The sequence below is a fragment of the Belnapia sp. AC561 genome, assembly GCF_979252845.1.
In genome coordinates this window covers 87,020-107,266 of the sequence record NZ_CEEDBP010000007.1, presented here as the reverse complement: position 1 = coordinate 107,266, position 20,247 = coordinate 87,020, and the positions used below count along the sequence as shown (strand labels likewise).

19 protein-coding genes, 1 tRNA gene and 1 pseudogene are annotated in these 20,247 nt (G+C 69.5%); 15 read left to right on the top strand and 6 right to left on the bottom strand.

Annotated elements, in window-relative coordinates; all coding sequences use genetic code 11:
* Window positions 1-3 precede the first annotated feature (3 nt).
* The 4 genes from AC0IW9_RS08250 to purB form a co-directional block, all read right to left on the bottom strand.
* Window positions 4-1,458, bottom strand: a complete 1,455-nt coding sequence (locus tag AC0IW9_RS08250) for an FkbM family methyltransferase (protein WP_471647741.1) — start codon at window positions 1,456-1,458, stop codon at window positions 4-6.
* Window positions 1,459-1,462: 4 nt separating this feature from the next.
* Window positions 1,463-3,064: a tetratricopeptide repeat protein gene (locus tag AC0IW9_RS08245; protein WP_471647740.1), complete on the bottom strand. Its 1,602-nt coding sequence runs from the start codon at window positions 3,062-3,064 to the stop codon at window positions 1,463-1,465.
* 100 nt (window positions 3,065-3,164) lie between these two features.
* On the bottom strand, window positions 3,165-3,449 hold the full coding sequence (locus AC0IW9_RS08240; protein ID WP_471647739.1) for a hypothetical protein: 285 nt from the start codon (window positions 3,447-3,449) through the stop codon (window positions 3,165-3,167).
* Window positions 3,450-3,537: 88 nt separating this feature from the next.
* The gene (gene purB / locus AC0IW9_RS08235; protein WP_471647738.1) at window positions 3,538-4,869 is read right to left on the bottom strand and encodes an adenylosuccinate lyase; all 1,332 of its coding nucleotides are present in this window, start codon (window positions 4,867-4,869) and stop codon (window positions 3,538-3,540) included.
* A 227-nt stretch (window positions 4,870-5,096) separates the two neighbouring features.
* On the opposite strand from purB, the pseudogene AC0IW9_RS08230 reads away from it, so the two are divergent.
* The 9 genes and pseudogenes from AC0IW9_RS08230 to AC0IW9_RS08190 form a co-directional block, all read left to right on the top strand.
* A pseudogene (locus tag AC0IW9_RS08230) lies at window positions 5,097-5,699 on the top strand (TerC family protein); the annotation flags it as partial.
* A 301-nt stretch (window positions 5,700-6,000) separates the two neighbouring features.
* On the top strand, window positions 6,001-6,693 hold the full coding sequence (locus AC0IW9_RS08225) for a TerC family protein (RefSeq protein WP_471647737.1): 693 nt from the start codon (window positions 6,001-6,003) through the stop codon (window positions 6,691-6,693).
* A 161-nt stretch (window positions 6,694-6,854) separates the two neighbouring features.
* Entirely contained in the window at window positions 6,855-7,301 is a 447-nt protein-coding gene (locus AC0IW9_RS08220) for a hypothetical protein (protein ID WP_471647736.1), read from the top strand.
* A 31-nt stretch (window positions 7,302-7,332) separates the two neighbouring features.
* A complete protein-coding gene (locus tag AC0IW9_RS08215; RefSeq protein ID WP_471647735.1) occupies window positions 7,333-8,235 on the top strand; it encodes a methyltransferase domain-containing protein in 903 nt (300 codons plus the stop codon).
* A gap of 98 nt (window positions 8,236-8,333) precedes the next feature.
* Window positions 8,334-9,140 carry a type I methionyl aminopeptidase gene (gene map / locus AC0IW9_RS08210; protein ID WP_471647734.1) on the top strand — a complete coding sequence of 269 codons (807 nt, stop codon included), beginning with the start codon at window positions 8,334-8,336 and terminating at the stop codon, window positions 9,138-9,140.
* Between the two features lie 75 nt (window positions 9,141-9,215).
* Window positions 9,216-9,614: a DUF2306 domain-containing protein gene (locus AC0IW9_RS08205; protein ID WP_471647733.1), complete on the top strand. Its 399-nt coding sequence runs from the start codon at window positions 9,216-9,218 to the stop codon at window positions 9,612-9,614.
* Window positions 9,615-9,799: 185 nt separating this feature from the next.
* Complete coding sequence (radC, locus tag AC0IW9_RS08200) at window positions 9,800-10,609, top strand: RadC family protein (protein WP_471647732.1); 810 nt, start codon at window positions 9,800-9,802, stop codon at window positions 10,607-10,609.
* 64 nt (window positions 10,610-10,673) lie between these two features.
* On the top strand, window positions 10,674-11,582 hold the full coding sequence (locus AC0IW9_RS08195) for a S1C family serine protease (protein ID WP_471647731.1): 909 nt from the start codon (window positions 10,674-10,676) through the stop codon (window positions 11,580-11,582).
* 40 nt (window positions 11,583-11,622) lie between these two features.
* Window positions 11,623-11,708, top strand: a tRNA-Leu gene (locus AC0IW9_RS08190).
* A gap of 1 nt (window position 11,709) precedes the next feature.
* Here the strand turns inward: AC0IW9_RS08190 and AC0IW9_RS08185 are convergent.
* Together AC0IW9_RS08185 and AC0IW9_RS08180 are read right to left on the bottom strand one after the other, a co-directional pair.
* Window positions 11,710-12,027, bottom strand: a complete 318-nt coding sequence (locus AC0IW9_RS08185; protein WP_471647730.1) for a plasmid stabilization protein — start codon at window positions 12,025-12,027, stop codon at window positions 11,710-11,712.
* 83 nt (window positions 12,028-12,110) lie between these two features.
* Window positions 12,111-13,922: a DUF6311 domain-containing protein gene (locus AC0IW9_RS08180; RefSeq protein ID WP_471647729.1), complete on the bottom strand. Its 1,812-nt coding sequence runs from the start codon at window positions 13,920-13,922 to the stop codon at window positions 12,111-12,113.
* A gap of 58 nt (window positions 13,923-13,980) precedes the next feature.
* Here AC0IW9_RS08180 and AC0IW9_RS08175 point away from each other — a divergent pair, with 58 nt between their 5' ends.
* The 6 genes from AC0IW9_RS08175 (at window position 13,981) to AC0IW9_RS08150 (ending at window position 20,236) form a co-directional block, all read left to right on the top strand.
* Complete coding sequence (locus AC0IW9_RS08175) at window positions 13,981-14,346, top strand: response regulator (RefSeq protein ID WP_471647728.1); 366 nt, start codon at window positions 13,981-13,983, stop codon at window positions 14,344-14,346.
* Window positions 14,347-14,570: 224 nt separating this feature from the next.
* Complete coding sequence (locus AC0IW9_RS08170; protein WP_471647727.1) at window positions 14,571-15,236, top strand: cytochrome c3 family protein; 666 nt, start codon at window positions 14,571-14,573, stop codon at window positions 15,234-15,236.
* A complete protein-coding gene (locus AC0IW9_RS08165; protein WP_471647726.1) occupies window positions 15,236-17,974 on the top strand; it encodes a 4Fe-4S dicluster domain-containing protein in 2,739 nt (912 codons plus the stop codon). The genes AC0IW9_RS08170 and AC0IW9_RS08165 overlap by 1 nt, the downstream gene beginning before the upstream one ends.
* Window positions 17,971-19,293 (top strand): NrfD/PsrC family molybdoenzyme membrane anchor subunit, encoded by a 1,323-nt coding sequence (gene nrfD, locus AC0IW9_RS08160; protein WP_471647725.1) that lies wholly within the window; start codon window positions 17,971-17,973, stop codon window positions 19,291-19,293. The genes AC0IW9_RS08165 and nrfD overlap by 4 nt, the downstream gene beginning before the upstream one ends.
* Window positions 19,290-19,829: a quinol:electron acceptor oxidoreductase subunit ActD gene (locus tag AC0IW9_RS08155; protein WP_471647724.1), complete on the top strand. Its 540-nt coding sequence runs from the start codon at window positions 19,290-19,292 to the stop codon at window positions 19,827-19,829. The genes nrfD and AC0IW9_RS08155 overlap by 4 nt, the downstream gene beginning before the upstream one ends.
* Window positions 19,826-20,236, top strand: a complete 411-nt coding sequence (locus AC0IW9_RS08150; RefSeq protein ID WP_471647723.1) for a c-type cytochrome — start codon at window positions 19,826-19,828, stop codon at window positions 20,234-20,236. Before AC0IW9_RS08155 ends, AC0IW9_RS08150 begins: the two co-directional genes overlap by 4 nt.
* The last annotated feature ends 11 nt before the right edge of the window (window positions 20,237-20,247 follow it).

The window sequence follows — 20,247 nt, the reverse complement described above, 5'->3', positions numbered from 1 at the left end:
CGGTCATGCGGCGGGGCGGAGATCGGCCTGCCACTCGGCCGAACGGACCGCCGGCAGGCCGTTCACGGTGAAGCCGGGCGGCGCGGCGAGGATATTGGCGGCGACGATGCCGCGGAAGAACTCGACCGGGCGGGCGTAGAAATTGCTCGGCTGCACATAGGGGACGACATGCCAGTAGGGGGCATAGCCCAAACCCTCGATCACCTGGAGCAGGGCGGGGACGGTGCCGGGCTGGTCGGCCTCGAGGTAGAGCAGCGGGCGGTGGCGGGCGATGGTGGCGGCGGCGCCGCGCAGCACGAAGGCTTCCATGCCTTCGACATCGGCCTTGATCAGGCGGCAGCGGGGCAGGTCGAGGCCATCGATGGTCATCACCGGAACCAGGGCACCGCGGGTGGCATCGGCCGCGGCATCGCGCCGGGCCGGGTCGAGTGCCACGCTGCCGAAGCTGTGCCGGGCATTGGGGTTCATGCGGGGCACCTCGATGGTGCCGGGCGCCTCGCCCACCGCGGCATTCCAGCAGGTGAGGTGGTCCAACTCGTTCAAGGCGGCATTGGCGACGAGGTTGCGGTGGACATGCGGCTGCGGCTCGAAGGCATGGACGGCGCCCTGCGGGCCGACCAGGCGGGCCATGGCGACGGCGAGGGTGCCGATATTGGCACCGGCATCGATGGCGATGTCGCCGGGCTTGAGCACCTGGGCGAAGAGCGCGACCTCGGCCTCGGCATATTCGCCGTAGGTATCCAGCAGCCGGCCGACGTTGGTGTCCTGGCTGTTGAACAGCATCAGCCCTTGGCGGCAGGAGTTGAGCCGGCTGCGGCCGGTGGGGGGAATGAGGCTGCGGGTGGCGGCGTTGTGCAGCATCGGCGTGGCGGCGGGTTGCGGGCGGCGCCGCAGGACGAATTCGATGGCGCATTCGGCGACCGGGCCGAGGGTCTGGTCGCCCGGCAACTCGGGGCGGAAGAAGTCGCGCACGACCTGCAGCCGTTCGAGTTCGACCTGGCCGCCGAACTCGCGGGCGAGGTCGACGACATTCACCGATTTCGGCGACCAGCTTTCCGCCTTGAAGGCGGTGAAGGTCCATTTGTGGTCGGCATTGGCGCGGCTCGGCCAATGGCCGCGCTCGTACATGTCCTCGTCCGGGATGGTGATGACGAGATGGCCGCCGGGTTTCGTCACCCGGATCCAGTGGGACAGGGCGACGCGCGGGTCCACCATGTGCTCCAGGCAATGGCTGGCATGGACCAGGTCAAAGCTGGCATCGGCGACGCCGGCGAGGAATTGCGCATCGCCATCCGGCAGGTCCCATTCGCGGACGGCGGTGAGACGGGGAAAGATCCCGATATGCTGGGCGAGGCCATCCGGGCCGGCGCCGATGTCCAGCGCTTCTCCCGCCATGTAGCGGGTGACGAAACCGGAATCGGCGATGCGGCGCTTGGCCGCCTTGGATTGCTCATGCATGGGGCTACTCGGCGGCCAGGGGGATGGGAAGGGCGAGGTCGGCCAGCGCGGCCGCCAAGGCGGCGATGGGGCCGGACCAGTCGCCGGGTGCCGATTGCCGCAGCAGGCGGCCGGAGGGGTACCAGGGCGTATCGTCGCGGCCGGGCAGCCAGCGCCAGTCGGGCGCGAAAGGCAGCAGGGCCAGGAATTTCACCCCGAGGGCACCGGCAAGGTGCAGCACCGCGGTATCGACCGTGACCAGCAGGTCCAGCCTGACCAGCGCCGCGGCAGTCTCGCCGAAATCGGTCAGCAGGGGTGAGAGGTCCTCGAGCTGCGGGGCGAGGCCGAGGCTGGCAATCTCGGCCGTCCGGGAGCCGACCTGCAGGGCGCAGAAGCGCAGGCCGGGCAGGGCGAGCAGCGGCGCCAGCGCGGCGAGGCCGATCGAGCGGTTGGCGTCGTTGGCATGGCTGGGCCGCCCTGCCCAGACCAGCCCGATGCGGGGTGGGCCGCCATCGGCGGGCAGCCGCGTCTCCCAACGGGTGGCGCTGGAGGCTGGCGGCGTCAGGTAGGGCGCCGCGGGGATGCTGTCGGGCCTCGTGGCGAAGGCGCGGGGCAGGCTCAGCAACGGACAGTGCAGGTCGAAGGCGGTAAGGGGGGTGCCTTCCGGGACGACTTCGGCCGGCAGGTCGGCGGCGAGGGGAAGCAGCGCCGGCGGCAGTTCCAGCAGCAGGCGGGCTCCGCTCGCCGCAGCGAGTGGCAGGTAGCGCAGCATCATCAACGTATCGCCGAAGCCCTGTTCGGCATGCAGCAGCAGGGTGCGGCCGGGGGCAGGCTCTCCCTGCCAAAGCGGTTGGGCGAAGCCGCGTGGACGGGCAGGGAAGCCGGGCACGTGCCAGCGCCACTCGGCGCCGTCCCAGGCCGCGGCCCAATCGCCGCGCAGGAAATCGGTGACGGCGAGATTCCAGCGCGTCTCGGCATGATCCGGGCGCAGGGCGAGAGCCGCCTGATAGGCCGCGGCGGCTTCCTCTAGCCGATTCTGTGCCCGCAGGGTCCGGCCGAGATTGGAGTGGGCCAGCAGAAGCTGTGGATCCAGCGTCAGGGCCTGACGCAGGGCGGCCTCGGCATCATGGTCCTGGTGCAGCAGTTGCAGGGCCGTGCCGAGGCTGTGCCAGGCCTCGGCCTTCTCCGGTGCCAGGGTGGTCGCATGACGCAACGGGGCCAGGGCGCCCGCGGCATCCCCGCTGCGCTGCGCGACGAGGCCAAGATTGACCCAGGGCATCCACCAGCTGGGTGCTGCCCTGGTCGCCGCGGTGAATTCGGCGCGGGCCTCGGCCATCAGCCCACGGGCGAGGAAGAGGGTACCCAGGGCATTGCGCGCGGCGGCAAGCGAGGGATCCAGGAAACGGGCGCGGCAGAGGGCTGCGGTCGCCTCGCCAGGCCGATCGAGCGCCTGGAGGACCAAGCCGGCGCCTGCCCAAGCCTTGGCGCAATCCGGCGCCAGCGCGATGGCGTGGCCGAAGAGTGCAAGCGCCCTCGACCGGTCCCCGGCGGCGGCGCAGCGGTTCGCGGACAGGATCAGGCCGGACGGATCCTGCGCCTCACTGCCCGGTGGCAATGGCTTTTCCATGCCCTCTCCTGCGCGCTGTGGCGCAGAAGGCGCGCCAGATTGTGCTCTGGCGCGACCCTAGGAGGGGAGAGGCTGCGGAAGCGTTAAGGCCGCTGGTCGCTTACCAGCCGTAATGGCGCCGGGGCGGGCCGTAGTAGCGTGGCGGCGGCGCGTAGTAGCCGCGTGGCGGCCCGTAATACACCGGCGGGGGCGGGGCGTAATAGACCGGCGGAGGTGGGCGGTAATAGACCGGGGGCGGTGGCGGCGCATAATAGCGAAGCGGCGGTGGCCGGTAGTAGCCACGGTCGCCGTACCAATGGCCTTGGGCCTCGGCGGCCGAAGGTGCCAGGCTCAGCCCGGCAACCAGGGCGGCCATGGCGAGGAAGACGATACGAAGGGCGCGCATGACACCCGAACCTCCTTGCTGATACGGATCATAGCGCTTCGCCTGCGGCGGAAACGCGGCAATCCGACGGCCTGGGCGCGGCAGGTGATCACGCCCCGGCGAAGACCCGCCGGAAGATGGTGGAGACATGGGTGAAGTCCCGCTTCGGATCCATGGCCGCATCCAAGGCTGCGGCGTCCAGGGTAACGCCGGGTTCGTCCAGAAGGTTGTCGCGGAAGCTGCGAACCTCCGGCGTGCCGAGCGCCCGCCAGGTGGCCATGGCGGCGGATTGGACGGCGGCATAGGCATCCTCCCGGCTCATCCCCGCCTGGGTCAGGGCCAGCAGCACCTTCTGCGAATGGACGACGCCGCCGAGGCTTTCGAGATTCTGTGCCATGCGGGCCGGATAGATGGTCAGCTTCTCCATCATGCCGGTAAGGCGGGAGAGGGCGAAGTCGAGGCCGATGGTGGCGTCGGGGGCGATGACCCGCTCGACGCTGGAATGGCTGATGTCCCGTTCGTGCCAGAGGGTCACGTTCTCCAGCGCCGGCACGACATGGCTGCGGACCAGGCGGGCCAGGCCGGTCAGGTTCTCGCTCAGCACCGGGTTCCGCTTGTGCGGCATGCTGGAGGACCCCTTCTGGCCGGCATGGAAGAATTCCTCGGCCTCCCGGACTTCGGAGCGCTGCAGGTGGCGGACCTCGGTGGCGAGGCGCTCGATCCCGGCAGCGACCACGGCCAGGGCGCTGAAGAAGGCGGCATGGCGGTCGCGCGGGATGACCTGGGTCGAGACCGGCTCGACCGAGAGGCCGAGCTTCGCCGCGACGAATTCCTCGACCCGGGGATCGACGCTGGCGAAGGTGCCCACGGGACCGCTGATGGCGCAGGTGGCGATCTCGGCGCGGGCGATGACGAGGCGGGCCCGGTTCCGGGTGAATTCGGCGTAATAGCCCGCCAACTTCAGGCCGAAGGTGGTGGGCTCCGCCTGGATGCCGTGGCTGCGTCCGATGGTCGGGGTGAACTGGTGTTCGAAGGCGCGGGTCTTCAGCGCGGCCAGCAGGGCATCGACATCGGCAATCAGCAGGTCGGCGGCCCGGGTGAGCTGGACGGCGAAGCAGGTGTCGAGCACGTCCGAGCTGGTCATGCCCTGGTGCATGAAGCGCGCTTCCGGACCGATGCCTTCCGCCATGAAGGTCAGGAAGGCGATGACGTCGTGCCGGGTGACGCGCTCGATGGCGTCGATCGCCTCGACTTCCGCGGCGCCGATGGCGGCGGCGCGTGGGGCGCCCTTGGCGCGGATGACCTGGGCAGCCTCGGCCGGAATGGTGCCTAGTTCGGCCATGGCTTCGGCCGCCAGGGCCTCGATCTCGAACCAGATCCTGAAGCGTTCCTCGGGCGACCAGATCGCGGCCATCTGCGGGCGGGTATAGCGGGGGACCATCCGGGCCTCGATTGGTTCGGGCCGGGCCCGGCGGGCCGTGCGGCGACGGGCCGTGTGGCGACGGGGGCGGCGGCGGGGGATTGCGTTTCGCGGGGGTGTGGACCGCGGGCAACAGAATGGCAAGCCATCATGAATGTTGCGAGTTGGGGTTGCATGGAGATTGCCGAATATTTATCTGCGACCGACTCGCCCTCATCTCGCCGCTGTCGCCCAGGAGCCGCCTCATCATGCCTGACTGGATTGTTCCGCTTGCCCAGGTTCTATTCATCGATCTCGTCCTGGCGGGGGACAATGCCATCGTGGTCGGCATGGCTGCCGCGGGCCTGCCGGCCGAGCAGCGCCGCAAGGCCATCTTTTGGGGCATCATCGCCGCCACCATCATGCGGATCGGCTTCGCGGCGATCACCGCCCAGTTGCTGGCGATCGTCGGCATCACCCTGGCGGGTGGCGTGCTGCTGCTCTGGGTCTGCTGGAAGATGTTCCGCGAGCTGCGGTCGCACGGGGCTGAGCCGACGGCAGAAGGCGGCGAGGATGCGGCGGTGCCATCGGGCAAGACCCTGCCCCAGGCGATCACCCAGATCCTGGTCGCCGATATCTCCATGAGCCTCGACAATGTCCTGGCGGTGGCGGGGGCCGCGAAGGACCATACCTGGGTGCTGGTGGCGGGCCTCGCCATTTCCGTGGTGCTGATGGGCGTGGCGGCGACGCTGATCGCCAGCCTGCTGCACAAGCATCGCTGGATCGCCTGGGTCGGGCTCGCGGTCATTCTTTATGTGGCCGGCGACATGATCTGGGAGGGTACGCACCAGGTGGCGGACCAGGTCCCGGGGGCCTATGCCTATCTGCTGCTGCCGCTCGGCTACCTCGCGCTGCCGCATGTCTTCCCGGCCTGGATCTGGGCCGCGGCGACGGCCGGGCAGGTGGTGGCCATCGCGGCCCTGGCGGTTGCGACGGTGACACTGCTGCAGAAATCGGTCCGGCGGAACGACTAACCATTTGGTAATATTAGCGCGGCCTCCCCTGTCGGAGGCCGCGCCCTGGCCGCTTCACAGGCCGAAAACGCTCCCCTAGGGTGCGGCGCGCCGGGCTTCCGGCCTTTTTCGCCAGCATTTTTCGGCCGGAGCTTGCCGCATGGATTTTTCGTCGATCGCCGAGAGCTGGAATTGGCTGCTCCTCGTGCAGATTCTCGGGGTCAATATCGTCCTTTCCGGGGACAATGCCGTTCTGATCGCGCTGGCGGCGGCTGGCCTGCCTGCCGAACAGCGGGCCAAGGCCATCATGTTCGGCATGGTCCTGGCCGTCGTGCTGCGGATCGTCCTCAGCCTGCTGGCGGTGCAATTGCTGGCCATTCCAGGCCTGTTGCTGGTCGGCGGCCTGGTCCTGCTCTGGATCGCCTATAGTTTCTTCAAGGAGCTGCGCCAGGAGGACAAGACCGATGCGGAAGGCCAGCATGCCCCGCATGAGGTGAAGTCCATGGCGACGGCGCTGCGGCAGATCGTCATCGCCGACGTCTCCATGAGCCTCGACAACGTCCTCGCCGTGGCTGGTGCCGCCGTGGGCAACATGCCGATGCTGATCGTCGGCCTCGTCATCTCCATCCTTCTGATGGGTGTTGCAGCGACGCTGATCTCCAAGCTGCTCGAGCGGTATCGCTGGATTGCCTATGTGGGCGTCGCGCTGATCGTCTGGATCGGCCTGAAGATGGTCTATGAGGACGCGCATCGGCTGCTGAGCCTCTATGGCCCGGGCCACGCGGCCCTGCAGCAGCGCCCGGCGCTGATGGTGGCCGGGATGCCGGCCGCCCTGCCTGGCGGCCTGATCTGACGCGGACCATGGGCCCGGGCAGCCGGCCGGCCTGGGCCTTGCTGCTTGGGCTATTGCCGCCTGCGATGGTGTTGGCGGGCTGCGAGGCCGGCCCGGCGATACCCGCCACGGCGCAAGCCGCCGCGCGGCAGGCCTTGCCGGTCGCGGAACTGACAGGCCGCTTGCCGCCTGAGGTTGCCGGCTTTCATCGGGGCGCGACCACGAACCTGACGCAGGGCGACGACGGCCGGGAGACCGGCTATCGCACCATGGGCCGCACTGCGGCCGGGGCGAGCGTGGAACTGTATCGGCTGCCGGGCACCAGCCTGGCGGAGGGCGCGGAAGGGACGGCGGTCGAGGCTGCCTTCGCTGCACTGGTCCAGGACGCGACACGGCCGCTGCCGCAGCGGCGGTTGCAGGAAGACGATCGCTTCACCCTTGATGCCGGACTTCGGTGCGCCGCCACCCAGGGGGTCTATGGACGGGAAAGGGTGCAGGGACTGCTCTGTGCCGGCGGGATCGGTGGCGGGATCCTGCGGCTGCGGGTGACCATGCCCGAACGTGATCCCGCACCGGCCGATGCCCGGGCCTTCGCCAGCGGCATCCTGGCAGCGCTGCGCGCCCCGTGACAGCGGCCGGGCGAGTCCCTAACTCCCTGGCATGAGAAAGTCCCAGACCGAAGGCCCGATCGAGGTCTTCGACCGCCGATTGGTCCGCCTGCGGCGTGACCGTGCCGCCGCCACGGTGTCGCGCATCGCGCCCCTGCTGGAGGCTGCGGCGGATCGACTGCTCGACCGGTTGGACGATACGACCCGGGTATTCACGCGGGCGCTGGAGATCGGTGGCCGCGGGGTGGTGGCGCCCCTGCTGCAGGCGCGGGGCATTCCCTTCATCGTATCGATGGATCTCTCGGCGCGGATGGCCGCCGGCGCCGGCGGCCTTGCCCTGGCCGGGGATGAGGAGGTTCTGCCCTTCGCTCCGGACAGCTTCGACCTGATCGTGGCCAATCTGTCGCTGCATTGGGTGAACGACCTGCCGGGTGCGCTGGTGCAGATCCGCCGGGTCCTGCGCCCTGACGGGCTTTTCCTGGCCTCCCTGCCCGGGCTGGGCACCCTGCAGGAGCTCCGGGAGGCACTTGCCGGTGCCGAGAGTGCGCTGCGCGGGGGACTGTCGCCGCGGGTTTCGCCCTTTCCCGAATTGCGGGACCTGGCGGGGCTGCTGCAGCGGGCCGGCTTCGCCCTGCCGGTCGCGGATGCCGAGGCGCTGCCGATCCGCTACCGCACACCCCTGGCACTGTTGCAGGACCTGCGTGCGGCGGGCGAGGCGAATGCGGTGCTGGCACGGGACGGACGCGTGCCGCCACGGGCATTGCTGCCGATGGCAATGGCAGCCTTGCCCCAGGGGGCGGAGGGCATCCCGGCAACGCTGCGGCTGCTGGTCATGACCGGTTGGGCTCCGCATGAGAGCCAGAGCCGGCCAGCCCGGCCCGGCAGCGCGACCGCCAGGCTGGCGGATGCGCTGGGCGTGGCGGAGCGAAGCGCCGGCGAGAAGGCCGGCAGCTAGGACCGCTCGCAGGACCGGGACTGCGCCGTGGTCTTGCACCTGGGGCGCCCCGCGAGCATCTTAGAGGTTGAAGCTGCATGCAGAGACAACCGGACCCCATGGATCAGCAAGGCGGCGACGGACGCCGCATCACCCTGCATACCCCCGAGGATTTCGCGGGTATGCGCCGCGCCGGCCACTTGGCTGCCGAAACCCTGGACCTGATTACGCCGCATGTCCGCCCTGGCGTGACGACGGCTGAGCTCGACCGCATCTGCCACGAGCATATCCTGGCCCAGGGTGCGTTCCCGGCCCCGCTGGGCTACCGTGGCTATCCCAAATCGATCTGCACGTCGATCAACCATGTCGTCTGCCATGGCATTCCCGGTGAGCGGGTGCTGGCGGATGGCGATATCATCAATATCGATGTCACCGTGATCCTCGATGGCTGGCACGGCGATACCAGCCGCATGTACGTAGCCGGCACGGCTTCGACCAAGGCGCGGCTGCTGCTGGACGTGACCTATGATTCGATGATGCGTGGCCTCGAGGCGGTGAAGCCGGGAGCGACCCTGGGCGACGTGGGCCATGCCATCCAGGTTTTCGTGGAGCGGCACCGCTTTTCCGTGGTGCGGGACTTCTGCGGCCATGGGATCGGCAGGCGCTTCCATGAACCGCCGAATGTCCTGCACTTCGGCCGGCCGGGCGAGGGGCCTGTGCTCAAAGCCGGCATGTTCTTCACCATCGAGCCGATGGTGAATGCTGGCCGCCCGGAGGTGAAGATCCTCGACGATGGCTGGACAGCGGTCACGCGGGACCGCAGCCTGTCATCGCAGTTCGAACACATGATCGGGGTGACGGAGACGGGGGCGGAGATCTTCACCCTCTCTCCGGCGGGTCTGCATCGGCCGCCTTACCAAAGCTGACCGGTAGCAGAACGGGCTTGACCCGTTTTGCTCAGGATCATATGTAAATGTACAACACATTTACATAGGTGGCCCATGACCCTGGCGCCGTTGCTGGCTGCTCCCGTGCTGGTGCAGCTTCATGCCCTTGCAGCGCTTGGCGCCCTCGGCACCGGGCTGTGGCAACTCGCGGGAGGCAAAGGCACGGCATTGCATCGGCAGCTCGGCTGGGTCTGGGTAGGGCTGATGGCGGTGGTGGCCGTAAGCTCGCTCGGCATTTCCTCGGCGCGGTCGGCGGGGGCATGGTCCTGGGTCCATGGGATGGCGCTGATCGTGCTGCTGGTGCTGCCGCTCGGGGTGATGCATGCCCGGCGAGGCCGGATCAGGCCGCATCGCATATCCATGCTGGCATTGTTCCTGGGAGCCTTGGTGATTGCCGGTGGCTTCACGCTGATGCCGGGGCGAATCATGGGGCGGGTCGTCTTCGGCAGCTGAGGCAGAGACGGAAGCCAGGACTTCAAATAATACTTGGAATGTATCGAAGACGGATTTGAATTCATTGAGGACTACCAGAAGGCAGTCCGAATTCGCACCCGATCCGACGGCCTCGAGGCAATTTCGCCCTTGGATTCTATGCGGGTCCGCATCATCTTCCAATCGTTCCTGTAAGGCATCGGGCGATGCGCAGAGCTGAAGGCCGGAATGGCCTGGCCGAGGTCGGTCTGGGCGGGCTGCAATTGGAAATGCCGCAAACCAGCGTGGTGGGCGAAGGGCCGGAGCGAGGATTGGGCCGCGCGCGGGTGGTCGCTCCGCCGCCGGCGCCCGGGCATCTCGGCCATCGTGAACGCATGCGGCAGAAGCTTCTTCTCTCCGGGCCGACGGCTCTGGCGGATTACGAGTTGATGGAAATGGTGCTGTTCCTGGCCCTGCCGCGCCAGGACACCAAGCCGATCGCCAGGGCGCTGCTGAGCCGCTTCGGCAGCTTTGCCAATGCCATCGCCGCACCATTGACGGACTTGCGCCAGGTCGAGGGGATCAAGGACGCCGGGGCGGCGGCCTTGAAGACGGTGCATGCCGCGGCATTGCGACTGGCGGGGGCGGAAGTCCACAACCGGAATGTCCTCAATTCCTGGGACAAGCTGATCGACTACCTGACGGCGCATATTGCCCGTGCGGCGGTCGAGGAAGTGCATGTGCTCTTCCTCGATACCCGGAACCGGCTGCTGGCTGACGAGGTCCTCGGCCGCGGCACGGTGAACCACACGCCGATCTATCCGCGTGAGGTGGTCAAGCGGGCGCTCGAGTTGCAGGCGACGGCGATGATCTTGGTGCATAACCACCCGAGCGGCGATCCGACGCCGTCCCGGGCGGATATCGAGATGACCGGTGAGATCAAGGCGGCGGCCGCGGTCTTCGGAATCGTGCTGCATGACCACCTGATCATCGGCAACGGCCGCCAGACCTCCTTCCGCCGGGAGGGGTTGCTCTGACTGTGACTGCCATGGTCGAGGACGGCTGTTGACCGGAACCATTCGGCCCCGGCAGGCTCACGCCATGCGTAACCTGCCTCTGTTGCTTGCGACCTGTACGATGCTTTCGGGCTGCGGCCTGGCGGGCACTGCCCTGGCACAGCCGAAGCCGCCGCCCCTGGGGGTGGAGCCCATGCCGCCCGGGGGAAAGCCGCCGCCCCTGGTCGGGCCGCAATCGCCCCGTGTGCAGCCGCAGGCGCGGCCGGCACTGCCGCCGCCGGAAGCGCAGAATGGCAGTGGCACCAAGCCACCGCCCCTGCCGCCGGGAAGCGGGCCTTTTGGCGGCGCGCCGGGTGGGGGCCGGGCGGTATCCTCCGGCACCGGATTCGTCGTGGCGCCGGGGCGGTTGCTGACCAATCACCACGTCGCCAATGGCTGTACCGAGATGCGGGTCCGGACCTCCACCGGCAGCGAACTGACGGCACGGGTGGCGGCCATGGATCAGCAGCGCGACCTGGCCCTGCTGACGGTCCAGGGCGACCCGGGGCCGGTGCTCAGCTTTCGGAGCGGACCCGATGTCCGGCGCGGTGAGGGGGTGGTGACCTATGGCTTTCCCCTGGCCGGGTTGCTGTCGTCCGGCCCGACGCTGACGACGGGCGAGGTTTCCGCATTGGGCGGGATGCGGGACAACCAAACCCAATTTCAGATCAGCGCGCCGGTGCAGCCGGGGAATTCCGGCGGGCCGTTGCTGGACCTCGGCGGCAATGTCATGGGTGTCGTGGTGTCGAAGCTGAATGCCCAGCGGATTGCCCAGAGCACGGGCGATATTCCGCAGAACGTCAATTTTGCAGTGAAGGGGACGGAGGCGTTGGAATTCCTCCGTGCGAATGGCGTGCAGCCGCGCATGGCACCGACCGGCGCGGCACCGCGCAGTGCCGCCGAGGTGGGGGAAGTGGCCCATCCCTCGACGGTTTTCCTGCGCTGTATGCGGTAGCGTCGCGGCTGCCGCAGAGTTGTGGTAAGGGCAGCGTAGCGGGGGCGTGCCGAAATGGTAGCCGGAAGGGACTTAAAATCCCTCGGGCGCGAGCCCGTGCGGGTTCGAATCCCGCCGCCCCTACCAATCAATGCTGGGTTCGTGCCTCGGCATTGCGCTTGCGCGTCGCGGCGGCTTTTTTCGCCGAGGCCGAGCGATCAGCGGGGCTGCGCTCTGCGGCGGCCTTGCCGCCACGCTCGCCGCCTCGCTCCGAGGCGCTATGGGAATCCGGGACGCCTCTGCCGGAACCGCTTTTGTTGCCGCCTCCGGTGTCCTTGTTGACCGTCACCCAGGCGCGACGTTCGGCTTCCTTCTCCGGCATGCCGCGGCTTTCGTAGCTGGCTTCGATATGCTCGGCCTGGCGCTTTTGCTTGTCGGTGTAGCTCGACTTGTCTCCACGGGGCATGATGCACCTCCTGCAGGACCGGAAACTGCCATCGGATGTTGTGGTTCCACCTGTCAGCCGAAACCGGGACTGCGCCTTCCGGGCTAATCGTGGGCGGCGATACCGCGTGAAAGCCAGCCGGGCGCCAGGACCCAGTAGTCATCCGCCTGCAGGATGGCATCGCGGGCGGGATCCAGGGATTGCCGTGCCAGGGACAGGCTTTCAGCATCCCGCAGCACGTAAAGGGTCCCCGGCTCATAGCGGCCCGACTCCAGGTCCGCTGCGACCTTGCGCCGCAACTCGACCAGCGCCGCGTCATTGACCCTGGCCATATAGATCGAATCCGTCGGCATCCCGGCGAGTGCCGCGAAGCGCGCGATCGATTCCCAGCCCTGGCCCATGTTCGCCGCTGGAGCGGCACGGACCTGGTGGTAATGCCGCTCTGCTTCGTCCCAGAAGGGATCGAACAGCCGCTTCGGGATTCCGGCCGGCGCGTCTGCGACAAGGGCATGTCGCCTGGAAAGGCCAGGCCAGAGATCCACGACCTGGATCGCCAGCAGGCCCAGCAGCAGCCATCCGGTTCTGCGGCCACCCCAGGCCCGGTGGGTGAGCGCGATGGCCGCGAGGATCAAGGCATAGGCGAGAGGCCAGACCATCCGTTCGGAATTGCGCAAGGCTCCGCCGATCGAGAGCATCCAGCTTGGCAGGGCGATAAGCGTGCCGCCCCTGCCACCGATCGTGACATGCGGCGTCACGGCAAAGGCGAGCAGGGCAAGCAGGATTGTCAGCAGCGGCCATAGCCGGTGCGGCAGGCCGATCGGGCGCCGCGCCAGGGCAACGAGGCCGAAGGCCACCAAGACCAAGACTCCAAGCCCCAGATAGCTGCTGCCGGCTTCCCAATGGCCCGGATCCGGCAGGTTCGGCAACAGGGCCGACCAAGCGCCCCCATCGAGAAAGGCCAGCAGGTCGAAGTTCCAGCTTCCATAGCCTCCGGACTCATGTCCGGGTCCGCTGGCAAAGCCGCCTCGCAACAGGAAGAAGCCGCCGCACCACAAGGCGAGGCCGACGGCCAGCGGGGCTGCGGCCAGCTCGATCACGGCGCCGCGGCTGCGTGACCGCCGTAGCCAATCCGCGGCCCAGAGCGGCAGGACCATCGCCAAGAGATAGGAATGGATCAGGCTCGTGACCGCGAGGAGCATGACCCAGGCGAGCATCGTGCGGCGGCCATGGCTCGGGCCACAGGCCAGGAACAGCGCCGCCAGGATCGTCCATTGGCCGGCAAGCGGCGTGTGCCCCGCCATGCGGTTGATGAGCATGGGCTGCAGCAGCATCAGCCCGGCACCGCAGAGGCGGGCCAAGGGATCGGAGGTCGCCAGACCGATGAGGCGCCATCCCAGCACGGCCTGAAGGATGCCGCATGCCAGCAGCCAGGGGCCGACATATTGTGGAACGTCGCCCAGGCTTCGGGTCGCTTTCAGCACCAGTGCCAGCAGAGGGATGGCATCGGCGAAATAGATCGCGGTGCCGAGCTCGATGCCATAGGCGGGATTCGCACCGGGCGGCATCAGCCAGGGCCCGCTTTTGAAATAAGTCCAGCCGAGCCAGAGCTGGACGGGATCGGGCCCCAGGGGACCTGCCAGCAGCCAACCTTGGTTTTGGGGATTGAGCGGTGCCAGGCCGAAAAGCCCGACAACCATGATCGCACCCAGCAGGGCCGCGACCGCGCCGCCTGACCAGTCTGGCCACCGTGATCGACTATCCTTCACGCGACGCGCGGACCTAGATTTGCCAGCATCGTGACCCTCCACGCCTGGCCAACGCTGAAGCGGAAGGACGGATGCGATGGTCGCGGAAAATGCCTTGCCCGTGCAGTCCGGCGGTCTGCTGGCCGGATCGTAATTTGCCCCGTGGCTCATCTGCGGTCCGTATGGACCGTTGGGTTGCGATGACTTGAAGAACGAAGGGGAGGCGGCGATGCAGGTTCTGCTCATAGAAGATGACGCGCTGCTTCGCATGACCTTATCCGATACGCTGAGCGAGGCAGGTATCGAGGTGAATGGCCTGGCGAATGCGGAAGATGCGCTCATTCTGTTGGGTGCAGGCCAGGTGCCCGATGTGCTCGTCACCGATATCAGCCTCGGCGATGGATTGAGTGGATTCGATCTGGCTGACGTGGCCCGTGCGCGGCATCCGGAGGTCGGCGTCATTCTCATCAGCGGGACCGTGGCGGAGGCTGAACAATACCCGTTACGACGCCACGAGCGGTTTCTGGAGAAGCCCTTCGCACCGGCGGCCTTGGCCGAAGCGATCCGCCAGGCGGCGTCCAAGAAGCAGGATTAGGCAGCCGCCGATTGGGATGCTGCTTCGGCAAGGCCAAGCATGCGACGTACCGGTCGGATTTTGCTTCCTGCCGACTTTCTAGGCCAGACCATCGAAGCGTGTCGCCGCGGACTGGAATCCTGGCTCGCCATCGGGCATGACAGCAGAAATTCGAGCTAAATGAACAATCGGTAAACTTTGCGGTGCCGCTCGCGTTAGCCGGCGGTCGCAGGTGCCGGAACAGCATGCCGCAGATCTTCTCTCCCAGGTCGGACCGTCGGCTGCGTCTGGCGCTGGTCATCGGGGCGTCGATGCTCCTGCTGATCCTGGCGGTCGGCATCGCCTATGCCCGTTCCGGTGCCGCCTGGGCCATAGGTAAGCCGGCGGCGCAGCCGATCCCTTTCAGCCATGCCGTTCATGCCGGTGGACTCGGCCTCGATTGCCGCTTCTGCCATGCCGGTGTCGAGAAGGCGGCCGATGCCGGGATGCCGACTGCCGAGACTTGCCTCGGTTGTCACAGCCGGGTCTGGAACGTGGCCCCGCAATTCGCCCCGCTGGCCACCGCCCTGGCGCGGGGCATGCCGGTCGAATGGTCCTCGGTCCATCGCCTGCCGGACCATGTCCGTTTCCACCACGCTGCCCATGTGCAGTCCGGCGTCACCTGCCAGACCTGCCATGGCCCCGTCTGGGAGATGCCACGGACGGTCAAGGCGGAGACGCTGTCCATGGGTTGGTGCCTCGATTGTCACCGCAACCCGGGTGCTCGCCAAGGTCCGGCCGAACAGGTCTTCGAACGTGTCCCGGCCGGGGGGGCGCCGCCCGACCGGCCTTTCGGCCTTGCCGCTCAGCCGGTGAGGCATGGGGGGATCGAGGTGTCGCCACTGACCCGCTGCTCGACGTGCCACCGCTGATGCCAGACGATACCGCCGGCCGCCGCGACGTGCTGTTGATGGGCGCCTCCATCGCCTTGGCCGCCGCCGGCTGCGACGGTCCGGACGAGCACGGCCATCCGCTGCATGCCCGCCCGCGCGGCGTGGCGGCAGAGGATGCAAGCTATGCCACCGTGCTCGACCTGGAAGGGCTGGGCCGCGGCGTGCTGGTCCGCACCCGGGCCGGACATGCGGTGAAGCTGGAGGGCAATCCGCAGCACCCGGCCAGCCTCGGCGCGACCGATATCTTCGCCGAGGCCGCGGTGCTCTCGCTGCACGATCCGGAGCGGTCCCGCCGCATCCGCCGGGATGGCGCATCGCGCCCCCCGGCCGAGCTCGACACGGCCCTGGCCGAGGCTCGCGCCATGCTGCTGCCGGCGGGCGGCGCCGGGCTGCGGCTGCTGACCGGGCCCATCGCCTCGCCGACCCTGGCGCGGCTGATCGGCGAGATCCTGGCGGCCTATCCCGCTGCCCAGTGGCATCAGCATGATCCGCTGGCCGATGACGCGGCACTGGCGGGTGCCATGGCGGCCTTCGGCCAGCCGGTCGCCCTGCTGCCGGACCTTGCCCAGGCGAAGGTGGTCCTCTGCCTCGGTGCCGATCCACTGGGGCCGGGCCCGGCGCAGCTTCGTCAGGCACGGGACTGGATCACCGGGCGCCGGGAAGGCCGGGCTGGTGGCCGGATGCCCAGGCTCTTCGTCGCGGAGGCCTCGCCCAGCCTGACCGGGGCCCGCGCCGATCGCCGCATCCCGTTGCAGCCGGCCGAGGCCGAGGGCTTTGCCCGCGCCGTCGCCGCTGCGCTCGGCCTGCCTGGCCTGGTCCGGGCGGAGACGCATCCGGAGGCGGCAGGGATTGCGGCTGCGCTGCGCGATGCCGGCCCGGTCGGGCTGGTGCTTGCGGGGCGTGGTCAGCCGCCGGCGGTGCATGCACTGGCGCATGCGATGAACCAGATGCTCGGCACGCCAGGGACTGCGCTGCGGCTGGCCACCCCGCCACTGGCCCGGCCGGAGCCGATGGCCGCTTCGCTCCTTGCCCTGACCGCGGCCATGGCGGCGGGGGAGGTGACGCATCTGCTGGTGCTCGGCGCCAATCCAGTGGCCGAGGCGCCGGCGGCGCTGGGCTTTGCCGGGGCACTGCGCCAGGTCGCGTTCACGCTGCATGCCGGGTGCTGGGTGGATGAGACTGCGCATCGCTGCCGCTGGCATGTGCCGCTGCCGCATCCGCTGGAGGCCTGGGGCGATTCCCGCGCTTATGACGGCACCCCGGCGATCCGCCAGCCGGTCACGCTGCCGCTGGTCGAAGCGGCACGCGGCGAGGCGGAGTTGCTCGGCGCCTTGCTGGGACCCCCGCTTCCGGCGCGCGAGGCGGTGGCCGTCACCTGGCGTGCCGCCTGGGGCGAGGCGGGCTTCGACGCCCGCTGGGCCGCGGCCCTGGAGGCCGGCGTCGCCGGCGAGCCCGCCCCGGCCATCGCCCCCACCTTGCGCCCCAATTGGGACCGGCCGGGCGAGACGCCTCCCGCCGCCGCCCTGACCGCAATCTTCGCCGCCGATCCAGGCCTGCGGGCCGAGGCGCAGAATGCCTGGCTGCAGGAAATGCCACGCCCGCTGACCGGCCTCGCCTGGGGCAATGCCGCCCTGTTCGATCCGCTGACCGCTGCGACCCTCGGCTTGGCGCCGGGCGACGAGGCAGAGCTGACGCTGGACGGCCGCCAGGTGCTCGCCGCCTGCTGGCCGGTGCCGGGCCATGCGCCGGGCTGCGTCACCCTGCCGCTCGGCGGCGGACGGCAGGCGGGCGGTGCGGTCGGCACCGGGCGCGGCTTCGATGCCAACCGGCTGCGTCCGGCGGATGGCGCCTGGACCGCGCCCGGCCTGATCGTGCGGGCCACCGGCCGCCGCGCCGCGCTGGCCGCCACCGATTCGCATCACCGTCTGGACGAGGCCGGGGCGGTGCCGCGGTTGCACCCCGGGGAGGCGCTGGCGCCGATGGTGCCCGGAACCTCGCTGCATCCGCCCTGGCCCTACGAAGGCCGCGCCTGGGCCATGGCGATCGACGTCGATGCCTGCATCGGCTGCAATGCCTGCGCGGTCGCCTGCCAAGCGGAGAACAACGTTCCCATCGTCGGGCCGGAGGAACTGGCACGCGGTCGCGGCATGCATTGGCTGCGGGTGGACCGCTACGACAGCGCGGCTCCCGAACCGGCCGCCGCCAGCTTCCAGCCGGTGCCCTGCATGCAATGCGAGCAGGCGCCCTGCGAGCCGGTCTGCCCGGTGAATGCCACGGTGCACGACAACGAGGGGCTGAACGTGATGGTGCATGCCCGCTGCGTCGGCACCCGCACCTGTTCCAACAACTGCCCCTACAAGGTCCGCCGCTTCAACTGGAACGACCACCGCCGGGCGCTGGACACGCCACGCCGCAACCCGGAGGTGGCGCTGAGGCCGCGGGGCGTGATGGAAAAATGCACCTATTGCAGCCACCGGATCACCGCGGCGCGAACCCGGGCCGGACTCGAGGGCCGCGCCTTGCGGGATGGGGAGGTCGAGACCGCCTGCCAGCGGGCCTGCCCGACCCAGGCCATCACCTTCGGTGACCTGAACGCGCCGGGCAGCGCCGTCGCGGCGTTGCGCCGGGATGGCCGCAGCTACGCCCTGTTGGGCCATCTCGGCACCCGGCCGCGCACCACCTATCTGGCGCAGGTCGTACCGGACGAGACGGCATGAGCCTCTCGACTGCGCCCATCGTCGCCGCCACCCTGAGGCCCGGCGGCTGGAGTTTCCGGGTGGCGTTGCTGCTGGCGCTGGCGGGCGTCGCCCTGCTGGCCGGCGCGGTCGCGGCGCTTCTGATTTTCGGCATCGGCATCTGGGGCAACAACATCCCCTATGTCTGGGGCTTCGACCTGATCGCCTATGCCTGGTGGATCGGTATCGCCAATGCCGCCAGCCTCTTCGCGGCGGTGCTGGTGCTGCGCCGGCATGGGTTGCGGACCGCGGTGAACCGCTTCGCCGAGGCGGTGGCGCTGGCCGCCGTGCTGGCCGCCGCGCTCTATCCCATCCTGCACCTCGGCCGCCCCTGGCTGTTTGCCTGGACCATTCCCTATCCCGCGACCACCCGGCTCTGGCCGCAATTCGGCAGTCCGCTGGTCTGGGACTTCTGGGGGATCATGGCGCATGTCGTCGTCACCTCCCTGTTCTGGTTCATCGGCCTGATCCCGGATCTGGCGACCCTGCGGGACCGGGCGGCGACCCAGGGGCGCTGGGCGATGGCCCGGGCCTATGGGCTATTCGCCCTGGGCTGGCGCGGCTCGGTCGTGCATTGGCACCGGCACCAGGCGGCCTATCGGCTGGTCGCCGCGCTGGTGCTGCCGCTGCTGCTCTCGGCGCAGACGGTGGTGGCGCTGGAATTCGCCACCACCCTGGTGCCGGCCTGGCACCAGGCGCGGCTGCCGGTGCATGTGGTGGTCACCGGCCTGCCCTCCGGCCTCGGCGTGGTGCTGGCCATGGCGGCGGTGCTGCGGCAGGCGCTGTCGCTCGAGCGCTTCGTCGATGCGGAGGACATGGACCTGCTGGCCCGGCTGCTGGCCTGCGCCGCCCTGGCCTCCGGCGCCGCCTATGCACATGAGCTGATCACCGCCCTGCTGCTGGAGGATCCCGAGACCCGCGCCGCCTTCGCCGCCCGTGCCTTCGGCGCCGGGGCGCCGGCCTATTGGGGCGCGGTGCTGCTGGCGGTGCTGCTGCCGCAGCTGTTGTGGCGGCGGGCGCTGCGGCTGCGGGCCTGGGTGGTTATCCCGGTCGGGCTGCTGGCCGCGGCCGGCGTCTGGCTCGACCGCTGGTCCCTGGTGGTCGGCGGGATGCTGCAGGAACGCCTGCCGGCCCATGCCGTGGCCTATGCGCCGAGCCCGGCCGAATGGGCGCTGCTGGGCGGCAGCGCCGCATTGTTCGCCGCTGCCCTGCTGCTGTTTGGCCGCTACATTCCCGTCGTGGCGATCTTCGAGGTCCGTCACGAGGAGACAGGCGCCGAAGCCGCGGAGGAGGAACGGTGAGCCAGTCGCCACCGCAGGGCGCCATCGCCGAATTCGCCGGGGCCGAGGGTCTCATTGCCGCGGTCCGTGCCGCCCGTGCCGCCGGCTGGTCGCAGCTGGATGCGCATGCGCCGCATCCGGTGCCGGAAGCGGCGGAGGCGCTCGGGGCGCGGGCCGCACCGGTCGCCTGGATCGCCGCGGCGGCCGGGATCTCCGGGGCGGCAATTGCCTATGGCGTCTCCTGGTACCTGTCGGTGCATGACTATCCGTTGAATGTCGGCGGGCGGCCGCCGGATGCCTGGCCGGTCTTCCTGCCCGCCGCCTATATCGTCGGCGTGCTCTGGGCGGCGGCGGCGGCGCTGCTCGGGATGCTGCGGCTGAACCGGCTGCCGCGGCTGCATCACCCGGTCTTCCACGCTCGCGGCTTCCACCGCGCCAGCCAAGACCGCTACTTCCTGCACCTGTCGGCCGAGGACCCGCTGTTCGAGCCCGAGGCGGCACTCGACTTCCTGCGCGGGCTGGCGCCGTTGCGGGTTTCCGTGGTCCGCGCCGCATGATCCGCGCGCTGCCGTTCCTGCTGCTGCTGGTTGCCTGCGACGGCTGGCCGGAAAGCCCGAAGCCACCGCCGCCCGCCGCGCCGCCCGAAGGTGCCATCCCGCGCGGCGAGGCGGCCCGCCGCGCCGCGCTGGCGCCGCCCGGGCCGCCGGTGGATGCCGCGCTGCTGGCCGAGGGCGCCGGGCGCTACGCCATCTATTGCACCCCCTGCCACGGCTCCGGCGGCCGCGGCGACGGCATCGTGGTCGCGCGCGGCCACCCGCCCATCCCGCCCCTGCCGGCCGATCCGGGGCGGACCATGGCGGCCATTGCCCAGAACCTCGCCGGGGCGCATCCGGTCGCGGATCGGTTGGACCCCCGCCAGCGTTGGGCGGTGGCGCGGCATGTCGCGGCGCTGCGGGGGGAGTGATGCTCGGGCTG